Origin of the sequence: Enterobacter cloacae complex sp. S1, assembly GCF_014930525.1 — a bacterium.
Lineage (GTDB): Bacteria > Pseudomonadota > Gammaproteobacteria > Enterobacterales > Enterobacteriaceae > Enterobacter > Enterobacter hormaechei_C.
This window is the reverse complement of the sequence record NZ_JADBRE010000022.1, coordinates 13,903-39,584: the sequence shown is the minus strand read 5'-3', so window position 1 is coordinate 39,584 and position 25,682 is coordinate 13,903. Positions and strand designations below refer to the sequence as shown.

The window sequence follows — 25,682 nt, the reverse complement described above, 5'->3', positions numbered from 1 at the left end:
ATGGTGAATATCCATACGGTCGCCGTCATTGGCAGCGGCACCATGGGCGCCGGGATTGCCGAAGTGGCAGCCAGCCACGGTCATCCGGTTCTGGTGTACGACATTGATGCAGCGGCGATTTCCCGCGCCATCGACGGCATTCGTCAGCGGCTCTCCTCTCGCGTTGCGCGCGGAAAACTCTCTGCCGACGCCGGGGAACAGATCCTCGCCCGCCTGACGCCGGTGACGACTATCAGTACTCTGGCGAAAGCCGATCTGGTGATCGAGGCGGCCTCCGAGCGGCTTGAGGTAAAAAAAGCGCTGTTTACCCAGCTGGCAGAGATCTGCCCGCCGCAGACGCTGCTTGCCAGCAATACCTCGTCCATTTCCGTTACCGCGATTGCAGCGGAGATAAACCACCCTGAACGCGTCGCCGGGCTGCACTTCTTCAATCCTGCCCCGGTGATGAAGCTGGTGGAAGTGGTCAGCGGGCTGGCGACCTCTCCCGAAGTGGCCGATGCACTGTGCGAGCTGGCGCTGAGCTGGGGAAAGCAGCCGGTACGCTGCCAGTCCACGCCGGGGTTTATCGTCAACCGCGTGGCGCGCCCGTTCTACTCGGAAGCCTGGCGTGCGCTGGAAGAGCAGGTGGCAACGCCCGAGGTGATCGACGCCGCCCTGCGAGACGGCGGAGGCTTCCCGATGGGGCCGCTTGAGCTGACGGACATGATTGGTCAGGACGTCAACTTTGCCGTGACCTGCTCCGTGTTTAACGCCTTCTGGCAGGAGCGTCGTTTTCTGCCGTCGCTGGTGCAGCAGGAGCTGGTGCTGGCGGGGCGTCTGGGTAAGAAAAGCGGGCAGGGCGTTTACCGCTGGCTGGAGGAGAAACCCGCCGTCAGCTGGCTCGCCCCGGTCAGCGACAGCTTCAGCCCGATGCGCGTACAGCGAAGAAGTGACGGTGTCACGGAAATTGACGATCTGTTGCTGATCGAAACGCAGGGTGAAACTGCGCAGTCGCTGGCGCTGCGCCACGGCTGCCCGGTGGTGGTGGTCGACCGCATCGAGCGGGATGTGGCCGTGATAGCCGCCGCACCCGGCAACCCGCACGCCGCCACGCAGAAAGCCATTTACTGGTTGCAGCACCAGGAGAAACGGGTGGTACAGATTGCCGATTACCCCGGTCTGCTGGTCTGGCGCACGGTAGCGATGATTGCCAACGAAGCGCTGGACGCCCTGCAAAAAGGGGTCGCCAGCGAGCAAGACATCGATACCGCCATGCGCTTAGGGGTCAACTATCCCTGCGGGCCCATCGCCTGGGGCGAGCGCCTTGGCTGGCAGCGTCTGTTAACGCTGCTGGAGAATCTGCAACGTCACTACGGCGAGGAACGCTATCGGCCCTGTTCACTGCTGCGCCAGCGTGCGCTTCTGGAGAGTAGCTATGAGTCATAACGCCTGGCATAACGCCCGCGCGATGTACGAACGGGACGCCTGCGCGCAGGCGATGGGGATGGACATTATCGACATGGGCGAGGGCTACGCGGTGGTGACCATGACCATCACCCCGCAGATGCTCAACGGGCATAAAACCTGCCACGGCGGACAGCTGTTCTCGCTGGCCGATACCGCCTTTGCCTACGCCTGCAACAGTCAGGGGCTGGCGGCGGTGGCCTCAGGCTGCGCTATCGATTTTCTGCGTCCAGGCTTTGCCGGAGATAAGCTCACCGCCACCGCGCGGGTGAAGCATCAGGGCAAACTGACCGGCGTCTACGACATTGAAATTCAGAACCAACACCAGAAAACCGTCGCTCTTTTTCGCGGGAAATCGCACCGCACCGGCGGCAGTGTGACAGGAGAAGCCTGATGCGTGACGCATTTATTTGTGAGGGGGTGCGTACCCCGGTTGGTCGCTACGGCGGAGGATTATCCAGCGTGCGCGCCGATGACTTAGGGGCCGTGCCGCTGCGTGCGCTGCTGGCGCGTTACCCGCAGCTCGATCTGGAGCGCATAGATGACGTGATCTTCGGCTGCGCGAATCAGGCCGGGGAGGATAACCGCAACGTGGCGCGCATGTCGGCGCTGCTGGCCGGGCTGCCGCAGACGGTATCCGGCACCACCATTAACCGCCTGTGCGGCTCCGGTCTGGATGCCATTGGCTTTGCGGCGCGCGCCATCAGGGCCGGGGATGGCGATCTGCTGATCGCAGGTGGCGTCGAATCCATGTCCCGTGCGCCGTTCGTGATGGGCAAAGCCACGGCGGCGTTTCAGCGTCAGGCGGAGATCTTCGACACCACCATCGGCTGGCGATTTGTGAATCCGCTCATGCATCAGCAATACGGAACTGACAGCATGCCGGAAACGGCAGAGAATGTAGCGGAATTGTTAAATATAAGCCGTGCCGATCAGGACGCATTTGCCCTGCGCAGCCAGCAGCGCACCGCGCGGGCGCAGCAGAATGGCGTTCTGGCGCAGGAGATTATCCCGGTACAGGTGGCGGGGAAAAAAGGTGCGGTAACGGAAGTGAGCGTGGACGAGCATCCGCGCGCCGAAACCACCCTGGAACAGCTTGCCGCGCTGAAAGCCCCGTTCCGTAAGAACGGTGTGGTGACGGCGGGGAACGCCTCTGGCGTCAACGACGGGGCGGCGGTGCTGATTATCGCCAGCGAGCCGATGGCGCTTGCCCAGGGGTTAACCCCGCGCACCCGCATTGTGGCCATGGCGACAGCGGGCGTCGAGCCGCGCCTGATGGGATTAGGCCCGGTGCCCGCCACCCGCAAGGTGCTGGAGCGTGCCGGACTCAGTATCACCGATATGGACGTCATTGAGCTTAATGAAGCCTTCGCCGCACAGGCGCTGGGTGTGCTGCGTCAGCTGGGCTTGCCGGATGACGCGGAGCATGTCAACCCGAACGGCGGGGCGATCGCGCTAGGTCATCCGCTGGGAATGAGCGGTGCCAGACTGGCGCTGGCCGCAAGCAATGAATTGCACCGACGCGGCGGTCGCTACGCGCTGTGTACGATGTGCATCGGTGTGGGTCAGGGCATTGCCATGATCCTTGAGCGTGTTTGAGCGAACAATAATGTGAGTACCCTGCGATGATAAATACAACAAAGCTTGATCCGATCGAAACCGCGTCCATTGATGAATTGCAGGCGTTGCAGACCGCGCGCCTGAAGTGGACGCTGCACCACGCCTACAACAACGTTCCGATGTACAAACGCAAGTTTGATGCCGCGGGCGTTCACCCTGACGATTTCACCGAGCTGGCGGACCTGCAAAAATTCCCGTGCACCACCAAGCAGGATCTGCGCGACAACTACCCGTTTGATACCTTTGCGGTGCCGATGGAGCAGGTGGTGCGTATCCACGCTTCGTCGGGCACCACCGGAAAGCCGACCGTGGTGGGGTATACCCAGAATGATATCGACAACTGGGCCAATATCGTCGCCCGTTCCCTGCGCGCCGCCGGGGGCAGCGCGAAGGATAAAATTCACGTCGCTTACGGTTACGGGCTCTTCACCGGCGGGCTGGGGGCGCACTACGGTGCCGAGCGTCTGGGAGCGACGGTGATCCCGATGTCCGGCGGCCAGACGGAGAAGCAGGCGCAGCTGATCCGCGATTTCCAGCCGGATATGATCATGGTGACGCCGTCTTACTGCCTGAACCTGATTGAAGAGCTGGAGCGTCAGATGGGCGGCGATGCCAGCGCCTGTTCCCTGCGCGTCGGCGTGTTTGGCGCTGAGCCGTGGACGCAGGCGATGCGCCGCGAAATTGAAAAACGGCTGGGCATTACCGCGCTGGATATCTATGGTCTCTCCGAAGTGATGGGGCCGGGCGTGGCGATGGAGTGTCTTGAAACCGCTGACGGCCCGACCATCTGGGAAGATCACTTCTATCCGGAGATCGTTAACCCGAATGACGGCACGCCGCTGGCCGACGGCGAGCAGGGCGAGCTGCTGTTCACCACGCTGACCAAAGAGGCGCTGCCGGTGATCCGCTACCGCACCCGCGACCTGACGCGCCTGCTGCCGGGCACCGCACGCACCATGCGCCGGATGGATCGCATCAGCGGGCGCAGCGACGACATGCTCATCATTCGCGGGGTTAACGTCTTCCCGTCACAGCTGGAAGAGGAGATCGTTAAGTTCGAACACCTCTCGCCGCACTACCAGCTGGAGGTAAACCGCCGCGGGCATCTTGATTCACTTTCGGTGAAGGTCGAGCTGAAACAGAGTAGCTTGACGCTCTCACACGAACAGCGCTGCCAGGTGTGCCACCAGCTGCGCCACCGCATTAAATCGATGGTGGGGATCTCAACGGACGTGACGATCGTCAACTGCGGCAGCATTCCGCGCTCGGAAGGGAAAGCCTGCCGGGTGTTTGATTTGCGCAAGGTTGCGGCCAACGGTTGAATTTCCCTCCCCCCAGCCCTCTCCCAAAGGGAGAGGGTGGACAACGTTCCCTCTCCCTTTGGGAGAGGGTTAGGGTGAGGGGGAAACCCCAAATTCCTGTGCTATGATTCATCCAGGATAAAAATCACAACAGAATGAATCACATGAATAAACTTGATGCCTTTATCCAGCACGCAGTCAGCTCTGTTCCCGTCAGCGGAACGTCGCTTATCTCCTCGCTGTATGGCGACGCGCTTTCCCATCGCGGCGGAGAGATCTGGCTCGGCAGCCTGGCGGCCCTGCTGGAAGGGATGGGTTTCGGGGAGCGCTTTGTGCGCACCGCGCTGTTTCGCCTCAACAAAGAGGGCTGGCTGGACGTGTCCCGCATTGGCCGCCGCAGCTTTTACCGTCTCAGCGACAAAGGGCTGCGCCTGACCCGCCGTGCGGAAAGCAAAATCTACCGCGCGGAGCTGCCCGCCTGGGACGGCAAGTGGCTGCTTCTGCTGTCAGAAGGGCTGGATAAAACCACGCTGGCCGATGTGAAAAAACAGCTGATATGGCAAGGGTTTGGCACATTGGCACCGAGCCTGATGGCCTCGCCGTCGCAGCATCTGGCGGACGTACAGTCGCTGCTCCACGACGCGGGCGTGGCGGAAAACGTCATTTTCTTTGAAGCCCATTCGCCGCTGGCCTTGTCACGCGCGGCGCTACGATCCCGCGTGGAAGAGTGCTGGCAGCTGACCGAACAAAACGCGATGTACGAAACGTTTATCAACTCGTTCCGTCCGCTGCTGCCGCTGCTGAAAGAGGCGCCGCCTGAGGATTTGACCCCGGAACGCTGCTTCCAGATCCAGCTGTTACTCATTCATTTTTATCGTCGCGTGGTGCTGAAAGATCCGCTGTTGCCGGAGGAGTTACTTCCTGCGCACTGGGCGGGACAGAGCGCGCGACAGCTGTGTATTAACATCTATCAGCGCGTGGCGGCGGGAGCCCTGGCGTTTGTCAGTGAGAAGGGGGAAACCTCCGTAGGCGAGCTGCCCGCTCCCGGCACGCTTTATCACCAGCGTTTTGGTGGTCTGAATATCACATAAGGAGAGGGTATGCCTGTTTATCAAATTGATGGTCTGACGCCGGTCGTGCCTGACGAGAGCTATGTACACCCGACCGCGGTGCTGATTGGCGACGTGATTCTGGGCAAGGGCGTTTACGTTGGCCCTAACGCCAGCCTGCGCGGTGATTTTGGCCGGATCGTGGTGAAAGACGGCGCGAACATCCAGGATAACTGCGTGATGCACGGTTTTCCGGAGCAGGACACGGTGGTGGAAGAGGACGGGCATATCGGCCACAGCGCGATCCTGCACGGCTGCATTATCCGCCGTAATGCGCTGGTGGGGATGAATGCGGTCGTGATGGACGGGGCGACGATCGGCGAAAACAGCATCGTCGGGGCGGCGGCGTTTGTGAAGGCCAAAGCGGAGATGCCTGCGAATCACTTGATTCTTGGCAGTCCGGCGAAAGCGATTCGTGAGTTAAGCGCGCAGGAGATAGCGTGGAAGAAGCAGGGCACAAAAGAGTATCAGGTGCTGGTGGAGCGCTGTAAGCAGACGCTGCATCAGGTTGAGCCGCTGCGCGAGGCGGAAGAAGGGCGCAAGCGGCTGACGTTTGATGAGAATTTACGCCCGAAGTCTGCCACGTAAAAAGAGCGTCAGTCAGCTCGCGCTGGCATAACCCCAAAAGAAAAAACATAAATGCCCTTCCGGGCATTTATGTTTTGGCTACTCTCATGACGTACGTTTAAAAGGCCTGCTGCTACACGTGCATCAGTGGAAAAACAGGGCAATCAAAATAATAATTGGAATGGGTACCCCTAAAAAGAACAGTAATAAAGAGCGCATTTAAAACCTCCCGCATTTTTAACGATTATAAATCACGTTGACGACCACCGAAGGTCGCGCACAGGCTGGCGACGAAGGCACCTGCCAGCAGAGAAATGAACGTCCAGAGCATCAGATAGCTCGTGGCTTTGCGTGCGGCATCCGCAGCCTGCTGAGCTTTCTCCTTCGTTTCTTTTAATTTAGCCTGGGCTTTGTCATAGGTACTCTGCACCCGCTGTTCAGCCTCCTGCTGGCTGATACCCGTATTTTGAGCGATCAACCGAGCGACATACTGACGATCTTCCTGGGGCAGGGTCCCGCTGGTAATGCTGTTTACAAATATCCCCGACACCTCGCTCAGCTGTGCAGGAGAGACGGGCTGTTGAGATGCTGAAGGCGTTGCCGGAGCGGCTGGCGATGCGGGAGCGTCGGCGTTGCCTGAGGAGGTGCCTGGGGCATTCGACCTGAACATCGAATTGACGAAATACTGCATCGACGAACCCTGTTCGTCCTGGGACCCGTTAGCCATGCTTGCGGCACCCGCCGCCGTAGTTAGCGCTGCTCCGCCGGCAACATTCCCCACGATTTTAGCTCCCCCTCCGATGACGGAGCTTACGGCGCTCGTGAACAGCGCAGCGGATATGAGCGCCGCTACGGCCCAGGCTAAAAATCCATGTGCAGTATCCCGGAAATAGACTTCATCGCCGCGCGTATCGACCCATTTGGTGCGCAGTCGCCCGGATAAATAGCCACCCATTCCTGACGCAACAATTTGAGTAAAGGTTAACCACGCTATAGCGGCAATACCCACCTTACCTGCGTCAAGCCCGCGACTTTCCCATGGCGAAACAGACGTAAGACCTAACCCGGCGCCCAGCATAAGTAAAATCAAAGAGAGAGAGGCCGCAGCTGCTGCGCCGGCGAAGATTGCGCCCCATGATACAGCGCTGCTGCTCGCGGCGGGCAGCGTCAGACGAGTGTCGGGTGTCGTGCTGTTTATGGCGCTTTCGTGAATGTGAGTCATAACGGTTGTCCTTTAAATAATATATGCGTTCGGAACCAGGAACTGATTGAAGAAACAGGAAATATAACCACCTTCAACACCTGTGCTCTAAAGGAGCCGGGTAGTCCATTTATAAAAAGAAATCCGGTAAAACGTGAAAAAATTCCCATCAGGTTGGAAATTCATTACTTGCACTAAGAATAGTAGATGATTTTTCGCTAAATGGATTTTGAACTTTAAAAATCCGCTACCGACTCACAACGGCAGCGGAATTATTCAGCATCGGCACTGCTGATGAATAACCAATCTGGTCAGAGACAGGTGAATACGTTTTAAACGCCAGCAGAACGTTCAGGGGGGGCTGTAATAACGTGGCGGGAAACAGCCATTAAAAGTGGTTACGCTAGCCTGCCTGCTGGCAAACGGCTAATCAGGCATTGAGTTCGTCTAAATGCTTCAGCAGGTCATGGCATGTCTCTTGTAACTCGTTGATCATTATTGCCACATGGAAACCGTCGCACACGGAGTGATGGACAAGAACGGCGAGTCGCAACAGTATTTTCCCCTCCTGCTCAACGTATTTCCCAAGCGTAAACATGGAGGTGAAAAAATTCTGCATCTTCGCGACGTTGGTATCAAAACTGGTAAAACTTACCCAGGGGATCGCCGATACGAAAAATATATTTTCCGGAGACTCGCCCTTCGGCCAGTAAGCAACGTTGTTGCCATAGCGGGCAACGTCTGCTGAATAGGCGTCCAGGAAGTGGAGAATATTGCCATCATAATGGCTCCATAATGATGAGAACGTTTCCGTCTCATTATGGAAAATGGTATAGCTGGGGTGGACTTCATTCCAGACTATAAGTTCATCATCCTTCATGGCCATACGGAATTCAGCATGCCGGTTCACAGCCTGTGAAAGGAGAAAAATTATTGTAGGGTAAAATTTCCAGCCAAACTTTTTTGTATTTTTTAGCAGCCCGGTAATGTCTAACTGAACGGTCTGGCTGAACGTGCATTGCGCAAAAGCCTGAAAGACCTCGAAATGTTCCTTTCTTGCCCAGCGGGATAGTTCAACAGGTGTATATTCTGGGGCTGTTTTTTTCATTTCTTAACCTTTTTTGAGCAATCGTAAATCAGATGTTTATCTGATTTTTCAGGAGGTAAGAAAGGGGACAGGCACTGAACCGCTTGGGTTGCGAACGCTGCTGTGAGAGTAGCGTATCCCTGTACGGCTGGAAAGGAAATGTGCCCTGTGAAACACATTTTGGCTGCAACATTAGCTGGTGCTATTATACTGTATATAACCACAGTGCAAGGGGCGTATCATGGCTGTTGAAATAAAATATATTGTCGTAAGAAAAGGTGAAGAGAAAATGACATTTGCCAGCAAGAAAGAGGCTGACGGGAAAAAAATCAGAGCCGTGAAGGCTGCCTGATCGCCCGTACCCATCTTCATTCAGGGGACGTCTCGCTGCCGTTCCCCCGAATGATGCTCAGAAAGGTGTGATTGAAGATCCCCTCGCGACTCAACCTATAACCCAAGATCGCTTAAAGAAGGATGGTCATCTGGACGTCTGCCCAGCGGCCAGTGATACAGACGCTCTGATTCTTCGATCGGCATGTCATTTACGCAGGCGAAACGACGCGTCATCAGGCCATCCTGGTCAAACTCCCAGTTTTCATTGCCGTAAGAACGGAACCAGTTGCCCGAATCATCATGCCATTCATAGGCATAGCGCACGGCAATACGGTTTTCTGTAAACGCCCAAAGCTCTTTGATCAGGCGATAGTCCAGCTCTTTTTTCCATTTGCGGTCCAGGAAGGCCTGGGCTTCTTCGCGGTTAGCGGCAAATTCCGCACGGTTTCGCCATTTTGTATCCACGGAGTAGGCGAGGGCAACTTTTGCGGGGTCGCGGCTGTTCCAGCCATCTTCTGCCAGCCTGACTTTTTCGATAGCCGTTTCACGGGTAAAGGGCGGTAACGGTGGGCGTATGTTCATCTGAATGACCTCTGGTTGATAGCATGTAGACAGATCTGTCTACTTGCGTTAATCTAGGCCTGAAAAATAACGCTGTCAACAACTCAATTGAGGCTCGAACGTGGTGAAAACATCCATTGCGAATAAAAACGAAAAAATTAGCGTCAGAGAGAAAATAGTACTAACCGCGCATGAGCTGTTTTATTCCACGGGGTTTAAAGCAACGGGTATAGATACCATCATCAGGCAGGCTCACGTGACGAAAGTAACTTTTTATCGTCATTTCCCCAGTAAAAACTTGCTCATTCTTGCCTATTTGCATTATCGGCACGAAATATGGATAGACTGGTTTGAGACCGCGCTGCGCCTGAATGTTGACGAAGGGAGAACTGCGTCGGATGCTCTGGCAGCAACGCTTCACGCGTGGTTTGTGATGCCTTCATTCCACGGTTGCGCATTTATTAACGCCAGCGCAGAAGCGAAATCCGAAGAGGTTGAAAACGAAATAAAAGAAATTTGCCGCAGCCATAAATTAGAGACGAAAGAAAAAATTGCGGCCCTGACGGCTATTTCCGATGAACAACGGCTTAATGAAATTATGATATTGATCGACGGAGCCATCATTCATGCCCAGATGGGAATGGATGTCGACGCGGTTATTCACGGGCTGAAGAGTGGGCTGGAGAAAATAACCGGGCAGGCGGCGTAGAGCGAGGCGTCATCGGCTCGGCAGAATGAGCCGTTTACACGGTTTTTCCCGGTCGGCGGCAGGGGGATTTACCTGGACCCAGCTGAAACGGGCAAACACTATGGTAAGTTGATGTTTGAACACGCCGTACAGCTGGCCAGAAATAACGGCAAGCGCTCTTTATGGCTGGAAGTGCTCGAGCAAAACGAAGGCGCTTACAGGTTCTATCAGAGACAGGGCATGCTTTGCGTCAATGAAGTGGTGTTTGAGACGGCATCACAGCAGAGCGTACTCAAAATAATGAGAATGCCTCTTCAGGCGTCTATCTAAAAAACAGGTGAACCCCATGCTTGAACTTCGCCCTAACTGTGAACGTTGCGATAGAGATCTCCCGCCCGATACATCCGAAGCCTACATTTGCTCGTTCGAATGCACCTTTTGCAACGAGTGCGTCACTCAGGCGCTGAGCGGGCGCTGTCCAAACTGCGGCGGTGAGTTTGTCCGCCGTCCGGTACGTCCTGAGGCGGCGCTGCTGAAGCACCCGGCATCCACGCTGCGCCGCTATACAAAGTAGGCTACCGCTCGTCGTTGTCCTCCTCCGGCGCCATCTCCAGCGCGCTGGCGCTGGCGGGATCGAAGAGCGAAATACTCTCAATCTGATTGAGCAGGATGACTCTGCGGAAGTCCATGGCGCTTCGGGGATCCGAATCAAGCGTGATGTCATGCTCGTGGTACCACCTGCTGTAGTTATTTTCGATGCGCAGATTCATCGTTTTTTCATCGCGATAGCCGCTTAGCATCGGGATCAGCACGATATTGGCCGTCTTTTCATATTCCAGCGTGGCGGTATGGATCATGCCGACATAGATTCGCCGAGACCTCAGCGCCACCTGCGCCAGCTCCCCTTGCTCCATGCACTGGTAAAGGAGCTGTTCAATGCCGCTTGATTGCGCCAGGCGCTTGTAGAGTTTTTTCCGGCCCTCGCCGTCGAGCCTCGCGCTGCCCGCCCAGTTAGAACGATAGAGACAGAACAGAATGGCGAAGGCCAGCATCACTACTACCGGCGCCTGGATCCCCAGGAAACTCCAGTTCATGAAATCTATCTGCCAGTCGGCATATTTCTGCGAGGTAAAGTGAAAAGTATTGTCCGCGGCTGACAGCGCGAACAGCAGCAGCCAGAGGAGGCCGGTGGCGATCACGCCCTGTAAAACGAAAATACAGCCATAAAGCGCGACGAGGAAATACACGTCCCAGCCGAAGGAACGCTTAATTTTAAACCGCGTCGAGAGATCGCGGCTGGTATACCAGTACCCGCACACCATCAGCACCATAAATATCGCCGTTCCCATATCACGCCCTCTTCAGCGCAGTGACGTGGCGCAGAAAATCCTGGCGAACCTCATTGCTTTTGTAGTTCACCGAGGCGTTTCCGTCCTGATCGATAATAATGCGGTCCCCGTCCTCAACGGCTTCAATGATCTCCTGCTGCGTCATCACCTGAAGCAAAGATTCCGGGCTTGAAAAGAGTGAGAGAAAGAAACGTCTCATCGCGAAGCATCCTTATGAATAAAAAGGATAAGCCTGGAGGATAAACGGCGAGTCTGCCTTAAGGTTTTCCTTAAAATCAGCAGCTGCTGGGCACGGGAACTCATCCCGATCTCAAAAATGGCTTTTGTTGTCATTTTTAACCCTATGTAAATGTTGGTTAAAAAAAATATATTCACCAACAAACCTGGACAAATAACGGTTGCTGTGTAAGTTTTAATTATGCGATTACGCCACGTTGTTTACAGCCAGGATGTGACCCATGAGCATGTTGCCCTCCGTCGTCAGTCGGTTTTTTGATTACTACGCCGCGCTGGATGCCCAGCCACCGTCGGCGCTGGCAGGGCTTTACCACCCTGACGCCACGCTTATCGATCCCTTCGGTGAGCATCACGGGCTGTTTGCGCTCCAGCGCTACTTTACCCATCTGCTGGCTAACGTGGACAACTGCCGCTTTTCCATCGACCCCCCGCTGAGTGGCGACAGCCGTTTTGTCGTCACCTGGACGATGCACTGGTCGCATCCGCGCATTGCCGGGGGAGATCCGCTTGAGCTGCCGGGCTGTTCCGTAGTGGACACGGAAAATAACTTGATTGTGCGCCAGCGGGACTATTACGACGCCGGAGAGATGATCTATGAACATCTTCCCGTTCCCGGCTGGGCGGTACGCGGCGTGAAGCGCAGGGTGAAATCATGAAAACCGTACTTATTACCGGCGCGAGTTCCGGCATTGGCGCCGGGCTGGCGAGGTCCTTTGCGGATGACGGCTATCACATCATTGCCTGCGGGCGTGACCCGGCGCGCCTTGAAGCCCTGCATCAGCACAGCCCCAACGTCACGGTTCGCCTGTTCGACATGACGGACAGGGACGCCTGTCGCCAGGCCCTGACGGGGTGCTACGCCGACGTCGTTATCCTCTGCGCCGGAACCTGCGAATACCTCAACTTTGATATGGGGCCAGACTACGCCCGCACGCTGGCCCACCTCATCGGTGAACGGCTTGGCGCGATTGAGTTTCTGGAGCCGACCTTTATCGTCGTCAGCTGTATGCCGACTGGCTCGGCTGGCGCAAGGTGGGAAGCGCCACGCTCACCTGGGGGCCTTTTACCGTTTACACCTCGCAGCTACTGACGCCGGACGGGCGCTATGACGGCAAAAACGGAGATATCATCGCGGCTTTTGCCCTGACGATGCTGCTGGCGGGCTGCCGCACGGAGGTAACGGAGTACCGTCAGCAGCAGCCGAAGCTGGACATTTTCACCTATTTCCAGGGGAAAACCGAGGCGTGGAGCATGGTGCAGGATCGCAGCGGGAAGCAGATCCGCCGCGTGGCGGCAGACCGCTATGAAGGGACGGCTGGCGATATCGAAGGCGTCACCGTCGCCACGGTGACGCTCTTCTTTACCCGTAAAGCGTGATTCAGTCGCTGGCGGGGCGGGATTTATTGCTGGAGTAAATAAAATACAGGGCAATACCCAGGCAGATGACGGCAGCCAGGCGGCTCGTTGAAAACGGAATGGCTTCATTGTTGAGCCAGCCAAAGTTATCAATCAGCATGCTCATGGCCAGCTGGCCCAGGATAACCGCCACCGTCGCGACGGCCGTGCCGATACGCTGCACGGCGAGCACCATCACGACGATGTACGGCACGCCGCACAGCGCGCCCAGCAGCTGCCATTTCGGTACGTCCATCAGGCTGACCGCCTGTTTTGGCTCAAAGAAGAAAATGAGCAGGGCGGTCACCAGCGCGCCGACGGAAAAGGTGAGAAACGCGCTTTTAAATACGCCCACGCGGCTGCCCAACTGTCCGTTAATGGCGGCCTGGACGCTCAGCGTTGCGCCGCCGATAACGGCTAACATAATCATAATGACGGTCATAACGTTACCCCTGCGCCACGAGAATAAGCGCGGCAATAATGAACGCCAGCGCGATAATGCGTTTCGTATCGATCCTGCGGTGCGGTGTACCCAGCAGGCCGTAGTGGTCGATGATCAGGCTTTTGAATACCTGTCCCGCCAGAATACCGATCATCGTCATGGCGATGCCGATGACCGGCGTGGCGATGGTCAGAATAACCACGTAAACCGGTCCAAGCACGCCGCCCAGCAGCTGCCAGGATGGCTGCGCGAAAAACGACGGGCTGTTGCGCGGGCTGAAAAACAGCATCAGCAGAAACGTCAGTGCGGCTCCGACGCCAAATATGCTGAACGTCGCCCACAAATCCCCGACCTGTTCGCCCAGCGGCCCCAGCAGGCCAGCCTCAACGGACAGCCCCATCCCGCCGGCAATCACCAGTAAAATCAAAAAAAATTGCATAGTGCTTCTTCTCCCTTATTCCAGGCCGAGAAGATTACGCCTTACCATCGATGAGAAAAATGCCATAATGCAGGAAACACCTATGCAGGATATGCATTAATGATTGATGCCGGAAACATTAGCATTCGCGCGCTGCTGATCTTCATTGAGGTTTATGAAGCGCAGAATTTCTCCGTTGTCGCGCGCCGGGAAGGGGTCTCCGCTTCGCAGGTTTCACGCGTGATCCACCAGCTTGAGGACGCGCTCGGCCAGCAGCTTTTTTACCGCAACACGCGTGCCGTTATTCCGACCGAAAGCGGGCATCTATTTATTCGCTACGCCCGGGCGATGGCGGGAAACCTTGAGGAGGCGCGACGGGAGCTGGATGAGCGATCCCTTGAGCCCACGGGCCTGATCCGAATTAACTGCCCGGTCTTTTTTGGACAACGGCACGTGGCTCCCGGCCTGGCCGGCCTTTCAGCGCGCTATCCGCGGCTCAACATTGAGCTGACGCTCACCGACGACTTTATCGATCCACACCGGGATGCCGCCGACGTGCTGTTTCGCATCGGCACGCTGACGGATTCCTCGTTTCACGCGCGGGTGCTCGGGCAGCAGTTTTATCATCTGGCGGCGTCGCCGGTCTATTTGCAAAAGCACGGCGTGCCTGAGGCGCCTGAGGATTTTGCGCATCACCGCTGCCTCGTCTACCGCGGATCGTCCGGGCCTAACCGCTGGCTGATGCGTCGGCCGGGCGAGGCGTGGGTTCACTATCCCGTTGCGCCGCTGATGACCTCCAACAACGCCGAAACGCTGCTGATTGCCGCGCTGGGCGGAATGGGGATCGTGCTGTTCCCCGACTGGCTGGTGAGTGAAAGGCTGAAAAGCGGCGAGCTGGTGTCGCTCCTGCCGGAGCATGAATGCGGAATCAACACAGAGCCGCAGACCATTGCGGCGATCTACCCGAACGCGCGTCATCCGCCCCTTAACGTCAGGGCGGTGATTGACTATTACGTAGAGCGCTTCGGCACGCCGCTTTACTGGCAAAGATGAACCTGCGATTGCGCGACCTGGCCGCTATCCCGTACTGTAGCGAAAACGTTAAAGGATAACCCGGGACTATGCATCTAGACTTTCGCCAACTGCGCAACTTCGTCGCGCTGGTTGAATACGGCAGTTTTAATCGCGCGGCAGAGGCGGTCTGCCTCTCGCAGTCTGCATTTAGCCGCAGCATTCAGGCGCTGGAGCAGAGCGTCGGGCATCCCCTGTTTGACCGGCAGAGCAAACTGGCCACCCTGACGCTGCACGGACAAACGCTGCTGCCCTACGCCCGTCGATTTCAGGAGCTGAACGTTGAGCTCAGCAGCCAGATGCGCGAAGCGGAGGAGGCGCAAACCGGTGAAGTGACGTTCGGCTGCGGTCCGGCACCGGCTGCTCGCCTGATACCCGCCGCCGTGGGGGCATTTCATCGCAGTATGCCGCAGGCGAAGGTACGCTTTCAGATCGATAACTGGTTCACGCTGCATCAGGCGCTGAACACGCAACACTTCCCGTTTGTCGTGGCCGATAGCTGGCAGGCGGAGCTGGATCCCCAGCTGCGGGTGCAGCCGCTGAGCCCGCAGCGCTGCTTTTTTATCTGTCATGCCGACCATCCGCTGGCGCAGCAGGATACCGTATCCGTGCAGGCGCTCCTGCGTTACCCCTTTGCGGCACCTTATTTACCGCCGGGGGTGCGCAAAGTGCTGGCCACCCTCAGCCAGCAGCAGGATTTTACCCCCGCAATCCAGTGCGACCACGTCTATGCGCTGCTCTCTACGCTCGCCTGTACCCACGCGATAAGCTTCGCCAGCGAGGATGGCTTTGCGCTGTGCCAGCACAGCCACCGGCTGGTGAAGCTGGAGATAAGCGACCTGCCCGAAGAGTGGCGGCTGATGCAGACCCGGTTTGCCATTATTTCCCCGGTCCATGCTGCCCAGCCGCCGCTGGTGGAAAAGATGATTGAGACGATCCTCCATGCCGACCGCCAGCATCAGAATCAGCTGCTGGCGCAGGAGGAGGGGAGTTAAAGCGGGTGGCCCTGAGTATTATACTGCGGCCACCGGTTTTCCAGCTTTTGCGCCCTAAGGGCCTGCTCGACGAAGGCGCCATCAAACCACTCTTTGGCACTGAAGGCGCTGCGGATCAGGCGCCCCGAATGCGCCTGCTCGACGCTGTTGGTAAAGCTGTCGGTCAGGAAGGGATCGATGCGCGGTGAGGTGGTGAAGTTAAGATCCTGCGGCTGCAGTTCCTCAAGGAACAGCGCTTTAGGGATTTGGCTTTGCTGCGCCATCTCCGCCGACCAGGCTTCACGATTGTTCGGGTCGCTGATTTCTGCCGCGTTTTTCACCAGCACGTCGATAATCTGCTGCGTCGCCTGCGGCCAGGCGTCAATAAAGGTTTGCGTCCCCAGGAATCCCGCCTGCGTGGTGTTCTGACGACCGGAATCCCCGCTCTTCACCACCACGTCGATCTTATCGCCCCGCAGCGCCAGAAGAGACACGCCGCCCCAGACGGCATCCACGCGGCCCGCCGCCAGCGCCGCTTTTCCGGCATTCCAGTCGAGATTAATGACCTGCAGGTTTCTTTCCGTAAGCCCCGCGGACTGCAGTGCGCGATCGAAGGCCAGCTGGTCAGCGGTACCGCGATACACCGCGACCCGTTTACCCTTTAAATCTTCCAGTTTTTTTATGCCCGAGGCGCGGGTCGCCGCCAGGTAAGACTCCGACCCGCGGCTGCCCAACAGCAGGCGCGTGGGAAGGCCGTTCGCTTTGCCGATGATGGCCGCCAGATCGCCAAGGTAGACAAAATCAAGCTGTTGGTTAGCCAGGGCTTCATTCACCGCTGGACCCGCGCCCTTAAAGAACTGCCACTGGATTTCAACGCCCTGGGGTTTGAACACCGCCTCAAGCTGGTGGCGGATGTACGCCATGCCGACCGGGCCCTCAATAAAAGGCTTACTGCCCGCACTTTGATCCGGCACGCCGATGCGAATGGCGTGCAGCGCTTCGGCGCTTGCGTTCCCCATCAGGGCAAAGGCGGCCACCAGCGGCAGCAGAGCGCGGCTAAAAATTGCTTTCATCATAACAAGTTACTCCAGTGTGTTTTTTCTCACCCTAATGAGCCGCCCGGCCCGCTGTTAAATGCTTTTATTGGAAAAGGACAGGTGAAAATGAGCTAAATCAGCGCCAGCGAGTCCGGCAGGCTGAAATGCATTTGTTGCATCGGAATTATTCGCGTAACGCAATGACGAAGGGGAACGGGGCGGGTTTTTATAACGGCATGACGGGTTTAAACGTGAAGCACTATGTCGCAAATAATTTTAAAAACGGGCTCATCCGGAAGGCTGAAAGTACGACTTAACGGCTGGCCGTGGATATTGCCCGCGCTACTGCTGCTGCTGTGGTCCATCGCGGCAGAGCGCCACTGGATGCCGGAACAAATTTTACCCGCGCCTTCGGTGGTCGCCGACGCGGCGCTCTCGCTCCTGGCAGGAGACCTTCTCTCCCAATGGGCGTTTAGCCTGCAGCATCTGCTGCTGGGCCTGCTGGCAGGCGCCTTCGCCGGCACGCTGCTGGGCGCGCTGTTCGGCCTGGTTCCCGGCGCGGCGCGTCGCGTGGAGCCGCTGTTTTACGCGCTGGCGCAAATCCCGACGCTGGGGTGGATCCCGCTTTTTATGGTGCTGTTCGGGATCGATAACGGCCTGAAGCTGGCGGTAATCATCAAGACCACCATCGTGCCGATGACGATCAACACGCAGCAGGCGGTTGCCAGCGAGCCCCATACCCTGAGCGAGGCCGCCAGGGTGATGAATTTTTCCCGCTGGCAGCGGCTGCGCTGGCTGGTGATCCCCGCGGGACTTCCCGGCTGGTTTACCGGCCTGCGGCTGGCGCTTTCTCAGGCCTGGGTGTCGCTGATCGTTGTTGAACTGCTCGCCTCGTCGGAGGGCATTGGCTACCTGATGGTCTGGGGGCGCCAGCTGTTCCAGCTGGATATCGTTTTCGTCACCATCGCGGTGGTGGGCTTTAGCGGCATGCTGATGGAGTGGGCGGCGAATCGGGCCTTTTCCCGTCTGGTGTTCTGGCCCCAGCCCGCCGTCGGGCGTCTTGCATGGAAACCGCAGGCCAGCTGGCAGGCGCTGCACCTGCCGATCCTGCTGCTGGCGCTGTGGCAGCTGGCTAGCCTATGGGGATGGATTGATGCGGCGCTGTTCTCTTCGCCGCTGACGGTCGCCGGGCGCTTTATGCAGGGTGCGGCAAGCGGGGAGCTGGCGACGGCGATGCTGGCGAGCCTCGGGCGCGCCTTTGCGGGCGGGGCGGCGGGTATTGCCGGTGGCCTGTTCTGCGGGCTGCTGCTGGCGCTGCGGCCGCGCGCCGGACAGATCGTGACGCCATCGCTCAACGTGCTGCGCCATATTGCCCTTTTTGCGTGGCTACCGCTGCTGACCGCGTGGGTGGGCAACGATAACGTCGGCAAAATCGTCTTTATTGCCCTGGCCTCGTTCTTTCCGATGTTCTTTAGCACCCTTCAGGCCGTGCTGCAGCGCAGCCCGCAGCTGGACGAAGCGGCGCGCGTCCTGCGTTTAGGCGGCCTGACGCGCCTGAGGGTGCTGATCCTTCCCGGCGCGGCGCCCGGTATTTTCGCCGGGCTGCGGCTGGCGATGATCTACGCCTGGCTTGGCAACATTGGCGCAGAATACTTCATGTCCTCGGGCGCCGGGATCGGCAGCCTGATGATCAACGCCCAACAGCTGCTGGATATGCCCACCATTCTCTGCGGCATGGTGCTGGTCGGTCTCACCGGCGCAGCGCTGGATAAAGCCGGACGTTTACTGGAACTTCGCGCCACCCGCTGGCGCCAACAGGAGCCATCATGACCGCCCAAACTCTGGTCTCATTTCAACATGTGCGTAAAACCTGGCAGCAGGTCACGGCGCTGCAAAATTTTAGTCTCGACATCGCTGCCGGTGAACTGGTGGTGCTGGTGGGCAGCAGCGGCTGCGGTAAGTCGACGCTTCTGCGCATGCTGGTCGGCCTTGAAGAGACGACGCAGGGCGAAATTCGCATCAGCGGCAAGCGGGTCAAAGGCGTGGGCAAAGAGCGCGGCATCGTGTTCCAGGAGCCGCGGCTGTTCCCCTGGCTGAGTGTAATCGACAACGTCATGCTGGGTCTGGCGGACGAAAAACTGAGCCGGACCGCCAAACGCCAGCGCGCGCGGGAGATGCTGGCGCGGGTGCAGCTCACCGAGTTCGAGAGCGCGCTGCCCGCGCAGCTTTCCGGCGGGATGGCCCAGCGCGTCGCTATTGCTCGCGGCCTGGTTGCCCGCCCGCAAATTCTGATGCTGGACGAGCCGTTCGGCGCGCTCGATGCGCTGACGCGTCACACCCTGCAGCAGGCGCTTTTGCATATTCACACAAGCGAGGGAACCACCACGCTGCTGGTGACCCATGACGTTGAAGAGGCGGTCGCCCTGGCCGACCGGGTCGTGGTGCTTTCCCCACGTCCCGGCCGCATTCGCGAGGTGGTGAGCCTCACGCTGCCGCACCCGCGACAGCGGGACGACGCCGCGTTCGCCGACGCCTGCCGTCATATTCGTCATCTTATTACCTCTGCCTGACAACGTTTACTAAGGAGCAAAACATGGGCCATCCTTCCATTTTCCCGACCGGCGCGACGCTTTACGATCCTGCGCGCGCGTGGAGCGGCTATACCCTTTTCCAGGCCACCGAGCACGGCGCGGTGCTTGTCGATATGAACGGCGCCGTGGTGCGGGAATGGCCTGAGCTCCACGGCTTCCCCAATAAAATTCTGCCGGGCGGGGCAATCCTCGGACACAGCGGCGAGCGCGACCCGCGCTACGGTATGCAGGATATGCTCGATCTGATCCAGGTTGACTGGGAAGGCAATGTGACATGGTCCTTCGATCGCTATGAGAAAGTGAGCGATCCGGGCAATGAAACCCGCTGGATGGCGCGGGCGCACCACGACTATCAGCGCGTTGGCAATCCGGTTGGCTACTACGCGCCGGGGTTGGAGCCGCAGGTCGAAGGGGGGAATACGCTGATCCTCGCCCACACTAACCTGGTCAACGAGGCGATATCGGACAAGGTCCTGCTGGACGACACCATTATTGAGGTCGACTGGGAGGGAAACATGGTGTGGGAATGGCGCTGCAGCGATCATTTTGAGGAGCTGGGCTTCGACGATGCGGCGCGCACCGCGCTGTACAATAACCCCAACATGCGCGCCAGCGGCGGCGGAATGGGCGACTGGATGCATATCAACTCGATGTCCACGCTGGGGCCGAATAAATGGTATGACGCCGGAGACAGCCGCTTCCACCCTGACAACATCATCTGGGACGCCCGCGAGTCCAACATCATCGCCATCATCGATAAGCAGACCGGCAACATCGTCTGGCAGCTTGGCCCGGATTACAGCACGCCAGCGCTAAAACACATCGGCTGGATCATCGGTCAGCACCACGCGCACATGATCCCGCAGGGGCTGCCCGGCGCGGGCAATATCCTTATTTTCGATAACGGCGGCTGGGCGGGGTACGGCGCGCCGAACCCGGCCTCGGCGGACGGGGTGAAAAACGCCTGGCGCGACTATTCGCGGATCCTCGAAATTAACCCCGTGACGCTGGATATCGAGTGGCGCTACTCGCCGTATGAAGCGGATCTTCCCCAGCCAACCGACTCTTATCGTTTTTATAGCCCCTATATCAGCAATATGCAGCGCCTCGAAAACGGCAATACGCTGATTAATGAAGGCTCCAACGGGCGTATTTTTGAAGTGACGCGCAATCATGAAATTGTCTGGGAATACGTATCGCCGTTCTGGGGCAAGACGCTTAACAACAACATGGTGTACCGCGCGTACCGCATTCCTTATGGCTGGATCCCGCAGCTTCCTCAGCCGCGGGAAACGCCCATAGTCCCGGTGGATGTTCGAACCTTACGCCAGCCGGGCGCCGCGGCGGCGGGCCCGGCGCAAAGCGTGGTGCGGGTCGCAGGCGTGAAGCCCTACAGCAAAAGTGCCGATGCGCTGTGCGTCGCGACGGATAACGATACCCTTCGCCGCAGTCCGAAACTGTTCCGCGTGGCGGAAAGCGCGTTCAAAACGGTGAGCGCGTCGAGTGAGCTGGAAGGCAATGGCCCGATACTGCTGTTTGTCGGGGCGGAGCGCTGCGTGCACTGCCGCAGGCTCTGGCAGCTGCTGGCGAACGAGAAGCTGATTCCACTGACGGCGCGGTTTGATACCCGCTATCTGGACGCCGATCTGAACACGGAACTGGCAGGCCAGCTGGGCGTGCGCGGTCTGCCCACGCTGCTGGTGATCGGGCATGGGCAGGCGGTCTCGCGTGCGCCCGCACAGCAATCGGTAGAAAGCGTAGGTGAGTGGTTGAGCGGGGTGAGTGAATAATGCGATACCCGGGAGAGCGAGCCTCTCCCGGGAGGGGCGAGGTTATTTTGCCAAAATCTCGCGGCGAACAATCTCAGCGCCCGCGCTCAGCGCCTTCAGCTTGCCGTTAGCAACCTGACGGGAGAGCGGGGCCATTCCGCAGTTGGTGGACGGATAAAGCTTGTCAGCATCGACAAATTGCAGCGCCTTGCGCAGCGTGTCGGCGACCTCCTCAGGCGTTTCGATATGGTTCGTCGCCACGTCGATAGCGCCGACCATCACCTTTTTGCCGCGGATCAGCTCCAGCAGGTCCATCGGCACGCGGGAGTTGTGGCACTCCAGGGAAATAATGTCGATGTTTGAGGTCTGCAGCTTAGGGAAGGCCTCTTCGTACTGTCGCCACTCGGAGCCGAGCGTCTTTTTCCAGTCGGTATTGGCTTTGATGCCGTACCCGTAGCAGATGTGCACCGCGGTTTCGCACTTCAGCCCTTCAACGGCGCGCTCCAGCGCGGCGATACCCCAGTCGTTTACCTCATCGAAAAAGACGTTAAAGGCCGGCTCGTCGAACTGAATAATATCGACGCCTGCGGCTTCCAGCTCGCGTGCTTCCTGATTGAGGATTTTGGCAAATTCCCAGGCCAGCTTCTCGCGGCTTTTGTAGTGGGCATCATAAAGGGTGTCGATCATGGTCATCGGGCCCGGCAGCGCCCATTTGATCGGCTTGTCGGTGAGCTGACGCAGGTACTTTGCATCGTCAACAAAAACGGGCTTTTGGCGTGCAACCGCATCCACCACGGTCGGCACGCTCGCGTCATAGCGGTTGCGAATGCGCACGGTCTGGCGGTTCTCAAAATCCACGCCGCTGAGGTGCTCAATAAAGGTCGTTACGAAGTGCTGACGGGTCTGCTCGCCATCGCTAACGATATCAATCCCGGCGCGAACCTGTTCATCCAGCGACAAACGCAGCGCATCCTGTTTACCGGCGATCAGTTCGTCGTCCTGTAATTTCCACGGCGACCACAGGGTTTCCGGTTGAGCCAGCCACGTTGGCTTAGGCAGGCTGCCTGCCGTTGACGTTGGGAGCAATGTTTTCATAATAAAAAAGACCTTATTCGATTAATTAAAGCGTGAAGTTACGGGACCACTGCTCAAGACGTTGCTGGAAGGGCTTAATAAATTGCTCTTCCGTATATTTGCCCTGTTGAATCGCTAGCTGGCTGCGCTCTTCACGGTCATAAACAATTTTCGTTAATGAATGATCCTGCTGGTTCAGATCCGGCTGATAGCACTGTCCCGCTGTCGAGTTAGCGTTATAAATTTCAGGGCGGTAAATCTTCTGGAATGTTTCCATGGTGCTGATGGTCCCAATCAGTTCAAGATTTGTATAGTCAGCCAGCAGATCTCCGGAATAGTAAAAGGCGAAAGGCGCCGCGCTGTTCTCAGGCATGAAATAGCGGACCTTCAGGCCCATTTTGCCAAAGTATTGTTCAGTCAGGGATGTACCGTCCGGCTGGTACTCGATGCCCAATACAGGGTGCGTGTTGCCCGTACGATGGTAGGTATCTTTGCTGGAGACGCTCAGGCAGATCACCGGCGGCTTCTTAAAGTGTTCCCGGTATTCGGCAGAGTGGGTGAAGTGCTTGAAAATATTGCCGTGCAGTTCACCAAAGTTCTCAGGAATACTAAAGGTGGAGCGATCCTTATTGTGATCGAGCAGCAATACGCTGAAATCATAGTCGCGCACGTAGGATGAGAAGTTATTCCCGACGATACCTTCGATGCGCTCATTGGTTTTTTTATCGACAATAAACGTCTGCAGTATTTCAATGGCCGGGAAGCTATTTTCTCCATCGATGTTCATATCAACGGAAATAATTTCAAGCTCAACCGCATAACGATCGGCTTTTGGATTATCCCAGCGCGCCAGGGCGTTAAAGCGGTTGTTAATCATCACGAGCGTGTTGCGCAGATTTTCCTGACGCTTTTCCCCACGCGCCAGGTTGGCAAAGTTGGTGGTGGTACGCGTATTCTCGGAAGGGTTATAGTTCTCATCGAAGCAACTGCGCTTAAGCGTAAATGTAAAAGCTTTACTCATGGTGGTTATGCATCCTAAGTTCATGTTGCCAGGAAGTTATCAATGCATAATTTATGCCTTAGCCTGTGGCTGAGGGGAAGTGACTTAATTTCACTGCAACATGAGGGAAGTTCATGAAGTGTAATGCTCGATGTGTCGCTGCCATCTTGCTGGGTGGCGCTGCGCTTACCCGGCCTACGGTTCAGCGTCGTTAACCGGCTGTAGGTGAGTGGGATTTTTTATTTCCGTTCATTTCCCGCTATAATCCCCAAAATTTCAAACCGGTTTAGAAACAATCATGACAAAACTCACCTTACAAGAGCAGATGCTGAAAGCGGGCTTAGTCAGCAGCAAGAAAGTGGCAAAAGTGCAGCGCACGGCAAAGAAATCACGCGTTCAGGCGCGTGAGGCCCGTGAAGCGGTTGAAGAGAACAAGAAGGCGCAGATCGAGCGCGACAAGCTGCTGAGCGAGCAGCAGAAGCAGGCCGTACTGGCGAAAGAGTTTAAAGCCCAGGTGAAGCAGCTGATTGAGATGAACCGCATTACCGTTACAAGAGGCAACATCACCTTTAACTTCACCGACGGCAATCTGATTAAAAAGATCGAAGTCGACAAGCAAACCCAGGCCCAGCTGATCAACGGCCGTCTGGCGATTGCGCGCCTGGTGCTCAATGCTAACGGCGACTGCGACTACGCGATTATCCCGGCGGTAGTGGCGGATAAAATTGCCCAGCGCGATGCCGACAGCATTGTGCTAAACAGCGCCCTGAGTCAGGAAGAGCAGGACGAAGACGATCCGTACGCAGACTTCAAAATCCCTGACGATTTAATGTGGTAATCCCCGCTCAGAACGGCGCGGCGTGACGGGCGTTCATCGTCTCGCCGCTCAGCGGATGAATAAAATTCAGAGCGCTTGCATGCAGCATCAGCCGGGGCGTTTCTTCCGCCCCCGGCCATTCCAGACCACCATACAGATCGCACCCCAGAATAGGGTGGCCTAACTGCTGGCAGTGAATGCGCAGCTGGTGGGTGCGCCCGGTCTCCGGGGTAAGCTCAACCCGCGTCAGCGGCATTGTCGTATCCTGGTAAATACGTTCCACCACCCGATAGCGGGAGCGAGCGGGCTTACCGGTGCGGGCACAGATCGTCATCAGCGGAAACAGCGCCGGATCTTTGGCAATCGGCGCATCCACGGTCCCTTCGCCCTGTTCCACATGTCCGCACAGCAGGGCGGTGTAAACCTTGTTCACGGCGCGCTGACTGAACTGGTGGCAAAGCGCGGCGTTGATCGCTTTGTTACGCGCAATGACCATCAGACCCGAAGTGCCAAAATCAAGACGATGCACCAGCGTGCAGCCGGGAAAGGTTTGAACAAGACGGTGGTGGACGGAATCGAGGTTTTGCGGATTTTTCCCCGACAGGCTGAGCAGACCGGAAGGTTTATTGATCAGCAGCAGATGCTCGTCCTGCCAGAGGATCTCAATGTCGTCGTGACAGGGTGGTGCAATAAACGTATCGATAATGACAGACATCAGGCCGCCGGGCTGGAGAGTGGGTGCGGATGATAACGAAATACGGGGGAAAAGAAAAACCCTCCCACCGGGCGGTGAGAGGGGGAAAACTTAGGCAGCGACCAGGCTGTCGATAGCGGCTTTCGCGTCGGTCTGCGCTTTGGTGGCCACTTCCGGGCCGTAAGCGATACCTTCAGCGAACACGAAGTTCACGTCGGTAATGCCGATGAAGCCCAGGAACAGCGTCAGGTACGGTGCGACCAGGTCGGTAGGGGTATCTTTGTGAATACCGCCGCGGCTGGTCAGTACAACCGCACGCTTGCCTTTCACCAGACCTTCCGGGCCGTTCTCGGTGTAACGGAAGGTTACGCCAGCGCGCGCCACCAGGTCGAAGTAGTTCTTCAGCTGGGTAGGAATGTTGAAGTTGTACATTGGGGCGTTGATCACGATAACGTCGTGCGCCTGCAACTCAGCAATCAGCTCGTCGGAGAGCGCCAGGGCTTCCTGCTGACGCGGGGTAAGAGGCGCATCGCTCGGACGCAGCGCGCCAACCAGCTCGCCGTCCAGCACAGGAATTGGGTTTGCCGCCAGGTCACGCACGGTGATTTCATCCGCGCTGTGCTGTTCACGCCACTGTTCAACGAAATAGTCAGACAGCTGACCAGACTGTGAATACCCTGCCAGAATACTGGATTTCAACACTAATACTTTGCTCATGGGAAATTCCTGTTTTGTATTTGATTGAGGGGGTTGCCCCGTTGCTTGTTGACACTTTATTCACAATCCTGCCACAGGGATAGCGCAATATATCGAAGCCTATGTTCGAATTTTTTGAATAAGGCGCGAAAAGCGCTGATGTGGTACTCTATACCAATCATTAAAAAGAGATTTTATCCGGCAGTGC

28 protein-coding genes and 3 pseudogenes are annotated in these 25,682 nt (G+C 57.4%); 19 read left to right on the top strand and 12 right to left on the bottom strand.

The window, feature by feature from the left end; genetic code table 11:
- The 6 genes from paaH (at position 1) to paaY (ending at position 6,061) form a co-directional block, all read left to right on the top strand.
- Positions 1-1,425 carry a 3-hydroxyacyl-CoA dehydrogenase PaaH gene (paaH, locus tag IM290_RS15275; protein ID WP_193041930.1) on the top strand — a complete coding sequence of 475 codons (1,425 nt, stop codon included), beginning with the start codon at positions 1-3 and terminating at the stop codon, positions 1,423-1,425.
- Complete coding sequence (gene paaI / locus IM290_RS15270) at positions 1,415-1,837, top strand: hydroxyphenylacetyl-CoA thioesterase PaaI (protein WP_017693477.1); 423 nt, start codon at positions 1,415-1,417, stop codon at positions 1,835-1,837. The genes paaH and paaI overlap by 11 nt, the downstream gene beginning before the upstream one ends.
- On the top strand, positions 1,837-3,042 hold the full coding sequence (gene pcaF / locus IM290_RS15265) for a 3-oxoadipyl-CoA thiolase (RefSeq protein WP_193041931.1): 1,206 nt from the start codon (positions 1,837-1,839) through the stop codon (positions 3,040-3,042). Before paaI ends, pcaF begins: the two co-directional genes overlap by 1 nt.
- A 26-nt stretch (positions 3,043-3,068) precedes the next feature.
- A complete protein-coding gene (paaK, locus tag IM290_RS15260) occupies positions 3,069-4,385 on the top strand; it encodes a phenylacetate--CoA ligase PaaK (RefSeq protein WP_193041932.1) in 1,317 nt (438 codons plus the stop codon).
- Between the two features lie 134 nt (positions 4,386-4,519).
- Entirely contained in the window at positions 4,520-5,455 is a 936-nt protein-coding gene (gene paaX / locus IM290_RS15255) for a phenylacetic acid degradation operon negative regulatory protein PaaX (protein ID WP_039270818.1), read from the top strand.
- A 9-nt stretch (positions 5,456-5,464) separates the two neighbouring features.
- Complete coding sequence (paaY, locus tag IM290_RS15250; RefSeq protein WP_193041933.1) at positions 5,465-6,061, top strand: phenylacetic acid degradation protein PaaY; 597 nt, start codon at positions 5,465-5,467, stop codon at positions 6,059-6,061.
- A gap of 223 nt (positions 6,062-6,284) precedes the next feature.
- Here paaY and IM290_RS15245 read toward each other — a convergent pair whose 3' ends face one another.
- Positions 6,285-7,262 (bottom strand): hypothetical protein, encoded by a 978-nt coding sequence (locus tag IM290_RS15245; protein WP_193041934.1) that lies wholly within the window; start codon positions 7,260-7,262, stop codon positions 6,285-6,287.
- A gap of 409 nt (positions 7,263-7,671) precedes the next feature.
- Positions 7,672-8,349, bottom strand: a complete 678-nt coding sequence (gene catA, locus IM290_RS15240) for a type A chloramphenicol O-acetyltransferase (RefSeq protein ID WP_193041935.1) — start codon at positions 8,347-8,349, stop codon at positions 7,672-7,674.
- Between the two features lie 220 nt (positions 8,350-8,569).
- Between catA and IM290_RS15235 the strand changes: the two are divergent.
- A pseudogene (locus IM290_RS15235) lies at positions 8,570-8,647 on the top strand (YebG family protein); the annotation flags it as partial.
- Positions 8,648-8,775: 128 nt separating this feature from the next.
- Here the strand turns inward: IM290_RS15235 and IM290_RS15230 are convergent.
- Positions 8,776-9,243: a DUF1348 family protein gene (locus tag IM290_RS15230; protein ID WP_193041936.1), complete on the bottom strand. Its 468-nt coding sequence runs from the start codon at positions 9,241-9,243 to the stop codon at positions 8,776-8,778.
- A gap of 103 nt (positions 9,244-9,346) precedes the next feature.
- Here IM290_RS15230 and IM290_RS15225 point away from each other — a divergent pair, with 103 nt between their 5' ends.
- From IM290_RS15225 to IM290_RS15215, 3 genes are all read left to right on the top strand, one after another.
- Entirely contained in the window at positions 9,347-9,931 is a 585-nt protein-coding gene (locus tag IM290_RS15225; RefSeq protein WP_193041937.1) for a TetR/AcrR family transcriptional regulator, read from the top strand.
- Between the two features lie 66 nt (positions 9,932-9,997).
- Positions 9,998-10,240 (top strand): GNAT family N-acetyltransferase, encoded by a 243-nt coding sequence (locus IM290_RS15220; RefSeq protein WP_080276443.1) that lies wholly within the window; start codon positions 9,998-10,000, stop codon positions 10,238-10,240.
- 16 nt (positions 10,241-10,256) lie between these two features.
- The gene (locus tag IM290_RS15215) at positions 10,257-10,484 is read left to right on the top strand and encodes a DUF1272 domain-containing protein (protein WP_193041938.1); all 228 of its coding nucleotides are present in this window, start codon (positions 10,257-10,259) and stop codon (positions 10,482-10,484) included.
- Between the two features lies 1 nt (position 10,485).
- Here IM290_RS15215 and IM290_RS15210 read toward each other — a convergent pair whose 3' ends face one another.
- Together IM290_RS15210 and IM290_RS15205 are read right to left on the bottom strand one after the other, a co-directional pair.
- A complete protein-coding gene (locus IM290_RS15210; protein ID WP_032669955.1) occupies positions 10,486-11,259 on the bottom strand; it encodes a hypothetical protein in 774 nt (257 codons plus the stop codon).
- 1 nt (position 11,260) lies between these two features.
- The gene (locus IM290_RS15205) at positions 11,261-11,458 is read right to left on the bottom strand and encodes a hypothetical protein (protein WP_032669954.1); all 198 of its coding nucleotides are present in this window, start codon (positions 11,456-11,458) and stop codon (positions 11,261-11,263) included.
- Positions 11,459-11,717: 259 nt separating this feature from the next.
- On the opposite strand from IM290_RS15205, the gene IM290_RS15200 reads away from it, so the two are divergent.
- The 3 genes and pseudogenes from IM290_RS15200 to IM290_RS15190 form a co-directional block, all read left to right on the top strand.
- Positions 11,718-12,152, top strand: coding sequence for a nuclear transport factor 2 family protein (locus IM290_RS15200; RefSeq protein ID WP_193041939.1), 435 nt, complete (start codon positions 11,718-11,720; stop codon positions 12,150-12,152).
- Positions 12,149-12,580: pseudogene (locus IM290_RS15195) on the top strand (SDR family NAD(P)-dependent oxidoreductase); the annotation flags it as partial. The gene IM290_RS15200 and the pseudogene IM290_RS15195, both read left to right, overlap by 4 nt.
- Positions 12,581-12,645: 65 nt before the next feature.
- Positions 12,646-12,831, top strand: a pseudogene (locus IM290_RS15190) (DUF3833 family protein); the annotation flags it as partial.
- Between the two features lie 43 nt (positions 12,832-12,874).
- On the opposite strand, the gene IM290_RS15185 reads toward IM290_RS15190, so the two are convergent.
- Positions 12,875-13,333: a DMT family transporter gene (locus IM290_RS15185; protein WP_032669947.1), complete on the bottom strand. Its 459-nt coding sequence runs from the start codon at positions 13,331-13,333 to the stop codon at positions 12,875-12,877.
- Positions 13,334-13,337: 4 nt separating this feature from the next.
- Positions 13,338-13,772 carry a DMT family transporter gene (locus tag IM290_RS15180; protein WP_032669945.1) on the bottom strand — a complete coding sequence of 145 codons (435 nt, stop codon included), beginning with the start codon at positions 13,770-13,772 and terminating at the stop codon, positions 13,338-13,340.
- A gap of 99 nt (positions 13,773-13,871) precedes the next feature.
- On the opposite strand from IM290_RS15180, the gene IM290_RS15175 reads away from it, so the two are divergent.
- Together IM290_RS15175 and IM290_RS15170 are read left to right on the top strand one after the other, a co-directional pair.
- Positions 13,872-14,804: a LysR family transcriptional regulator gene (locus IM290_RS15175; protein ID WP_062937754.1), complete on the top strand. Its 933-nt coding sequence runs from the start codon at positions 13,872-13,874 to the stop codon at positions 14,802-14,804.
- Between the two features lie 68 nt (positions 14,805-14,872).
- Positions 14,873-15,817, top strand: coding sequence for a LysR family transcriptional regulator (locus tag IM290_RS15170; protein ID WP_032669943.1), 945 nt, complete (start codon positions 14,873-14,875; stop codon positions 15,815-15,817).
- On the opposite strand, the gene IM290_RS15165 is transcribed toward IM290_RS15170, so the two are convergent.
- Positions 15,814-16,872: an ABC transporter substrate-binding protein gene (locus IM290_RS15165; protein ID WP_193041940.1), complete on the bottom strand. Its 1,059-nt coding sequence runs from the start codon at positions 16,870-16,872 to the stop codon at positions 15,814-15,816. The genes IM290_RS15170 and IM290_RS15165 overlap by 4 nt on opposite strands.
- A gap of 222 nt (positions 16,873-17,094) precedes the next feature.
- Here IM290_RS15165 and IM290_RS15160 point away from each other — a divergent pair, with 222 nt between their 5' ends.
- The 3 genes from IM290_RS15160 to IM290_RS15150 are packed head-to-tail and all read left to right on the top strand — an operon-like array spanning position 17,095 to position 21,214.
- The gene (locus IM290_RS15160) at positions 17,095-18,663 is read left to right on the top strand and encodes an ABC transporter permease (protein WP_193041941.1); all 1,569 of its coding nucleotides are present in this window, start codon (positions 17,095-17,097) and stop codon (positions 18,661-18,663) included.
- Positions 18,660-19,403 (top strand): ABC transporter ATP-binding protein, encoded by a 744-nt coding sequence (locus IM290_RS15155; protein WP_193041942.1) that lies wholly within the window; start codon positions 18,660-18,662, stop codon positions 19,401-19,403. The genes IM290_RS15160 and IM290_RS15155 overlap by 4 nt, the downstream gene beginning before the upstream one ends.
- Positions 19,404-19,426: 23 nt before the next feature.
- Entirely contained in the window at positions 19,427-21,214 is a 1,788-nt protein-coding gene (locus IM290_RS15150) for an aryl-sulfate sulfotransferase (protein WP_193041943.1), read from the top strand.
- A 42-nt stretch (positions 21,215-21,256) separates the two neighbouring features.
- Here IM290_RS15150 and IM290_RS15145 read toward each other — a convergent pair whose 3' ends face one another.
- Entirely contained in the window at positions 21,257-22,288 is a 1,032-nt protein-coding gene (locus tag IM290_RS15145) for a methionine synthase (RefSeq protein WP_062937758.1), read from the bottom strand.
- A gap of 25 nt (positions 22,289-22,313) precedes the next feature.
- Positions 22,314-23,288, bottom strand: a complete 975-nt coding sequence (locus IM290_RS15140) for a DUF1852 domain-containing protein (RefSeq protein WP_032669934.1) — start codon at positions 23,286-23,288, stop codon at positions 22,314-22,316.
- 277 nt (positions 23,289-23,565) lie between these two features.
- Between IM290_RS15140 and IM290_RS15135 the strand changes: the two genes are divergently transcribed.
- Complete coding sequence (locus tag IM290_RS15135) at positions 23,566-24,105, top strand: DUF2058 domain-containing protein (protein WP_193041944.1); 540 nt, start codon at positions 23,566-23,568, stop codon at positions 24,103-24,105.
- A gap of 7 nt (positions 24,106-24,112) precedes the next feature.
- Here IM290_RS15135 and IM290_RS15130 read toward each other — a convergent pair whose 3' ends face one another.
- Entirely contained in the window at positions 24,113-24,799 is a 687-nt protein-coding gene (locus IM290_RS15130) for an RluA family pseudouridine synthase (protein ID WP_193041945.1), read from the bottom strand.
- Between the two features lie 90 nt (positions 24,800-24,889).
- On the bottom strand, positions 24,890-25,495 hold the full coding sequence (gene azoR, locus IM290_RS15125) for an FMN-dependent NADH-azoreductase (protein ID WP_015570577.1): 606 nt from the start codon (positions 25,493-25,495) through the stop codon (positions 24,890-24,892).
- Positions 25,496-25,682: the final 187 nt, after the last annotated feature.

Bases quoted from the DNA above. Each gene is read 5' to 3' on its own strand.
- paaH (WP_193041930.1), top strand. From the start codon at position 1: ATGGTGAATATCCATACGGTCGCCGTCATTGGCAGCGGCACCATGGGC.
- paaI (WP_017693477.1), top strand. From the start codon at position 1,415: ATGAGTCATAACGCCTGGCATAACGCCCGCGCGATGTACGAACGGGAC.
- pcaF (WP_193041931.1), top strand. From the start codon at position 1,837: ATGCGTGACGCATTTATTTGTGAGGGGGTGCGTACCCCGGTTGGTCGC.
- paaK (WP_193041932.1), top strand. From the start codon at position 3,069: ATGATAAATACAACAAAGCTTGATCCGATCGAAACCGCGTCCATTGAT.
- paaX (WP_039270818.1), top strand. From the start codon at position 4,520: ATGAATCACATGAATAAACTTGATGCCTTTATCCAGCACGCAGTCAGC.
- paaY (WP_193041933.1), top strand. From the start codon at position 5,465: ATGCCTGTTTATCAAATTGATGGTCTGACGCCGGTCGTGCCTGACGAG.
- IM290_RS15245 (WP_193041934.1), bottom strand. From the start codon at position 7,262: ATGACTCACATTCACGAAAGCGCCATAAACAGCACGACACCCGACACT.
- catA (WP_193041935.1), bottom strand. From the start codon at position 8,349: ATGAAAAAAACAGCCCCAGAATATACACCTGTTGAACTATCCCGCTGG.
- IM290_RS15230 (WP_193041936.1), bottom strand. From the start codon at position 9,243: ATGAACATACGCCCACCGTTACCGCCCTTTACCCGTGAAACGGCTATC.
- IM290_RS15215 (WP_193041938.1), top strand. From the start codon at position 10,257: ATGCTTGAACTTCGCCCTAACTGTGAACGTTGCGATAGAGATCTCCCG.
- IM290_RS15210 (WP_032669955.1), bottom strand. From the start codon at position 11,259: ATGGGAACGGCGATATTTATGGTGCTGATGGTGTGCGGGTACTGGTAT.
- IM290_RS15205 (WP_032669954.1), bottom strand. From the start codon at position 11,458: ATGAGACGTTTCTTTCTCTCACTCTTTTCAAGCCCGGAATCTTTGCTT.
- IM290_RS15200 (WP_193041939.1), top strand. From the start codon at position 11,718: ATGAGCATGTTGCCCTCCGTCGTCAGTCGGTTTTTTGATTACTACGCC.
- IM290_RS15185 (WP_032669947.1), bottom strand. From the start codon at position 13,333: ATGACCGTCATTATGATTATGTTAGCCGTTATCGGCGGCGCAACGCTG.
- IM290_RS15180 (WP_032669945.1), bottom strand. From the start codon at position 13,772: ATGCAATTTTTTTTGATTTTACTGGTGATTGCCGGCGGGATGGGGCTG.
- IM290_RS15175 (WP_062937754.1), top strand. From the start codon at position 13,872: ATGATTGATGCCGGAAACATTAGCATTCGCGCGCTGCTGATCTTCATT.
- IM290_RS15170 (WP_032669943.1), top strand. From the start codon at position 14,873: ATGCATCTAGACTTTCGCCAACTGCGCAACTTCGTCGCGCTGGTTGAA.
- IM290_RS15165 (WP_193041940.1), bottom strand. From the start codon at position 16,872: ATGATGAAAGCAATTTTTAGCCGCGCTCTGCTGCCGCTGGTGGCCGCC.
- IM290_RS15160 (WP_193041941.1), top strand. From the start codon at position 17,095: ATGTCGCAAATAATTTTAAAAACGGGCTCATCCGGAAGGCTGAAAGTA.
- IM290_RS15155 (WP_193041942.1), top strand. From the start codon at position 18,660: ATGACCGCCCAAACTCTGGTCTCATTTCAACATGTGCGTAAAACCTGG.
- IM290_RS15150 (WP_193041943.1), top strand. From the start codon at position 19,427: ATGGGCCATCCTTCCATTTTCCCGACCGGCGCGACGCTTTACGATCCT.
- IM290_RS15145 (WP_062937758.1), bottom strand. From the start codon at position 22,288: ATGAAAACATTGCTCCCAACGTCAACGGCAGGCAGCCTGCCTAAGCCA.
- IM290_RS15140 (WP_032669934.1), bottom strand. From the start codon at position 23,288: ATGAGTAAAGCTTTTACATTTACGCTTAAGCGCAGTTGCTTCGATGAG.
- IM290_RS15135 (WP_193041944.1), top strand. From the start codon at position 23,566: ATGACAAAACTCACCTTACAAGAGCAGATGCTGAAAGCGGGCTTAGTC.
- IM290_RS15130 (WP_193041945.1), bottom strand. From the start codon at position 24,799: ATGTCTGTCATTATCGATACGTTTATTGCACCACCCTGTCACGACGAC.
- azoR (WP_015570577.1), bottom strand. From the start codon at position 25,495: ATGAGCAAAGTATTAGTGTTGAAATCCAGTATTCTGGCAGGGTATTCA.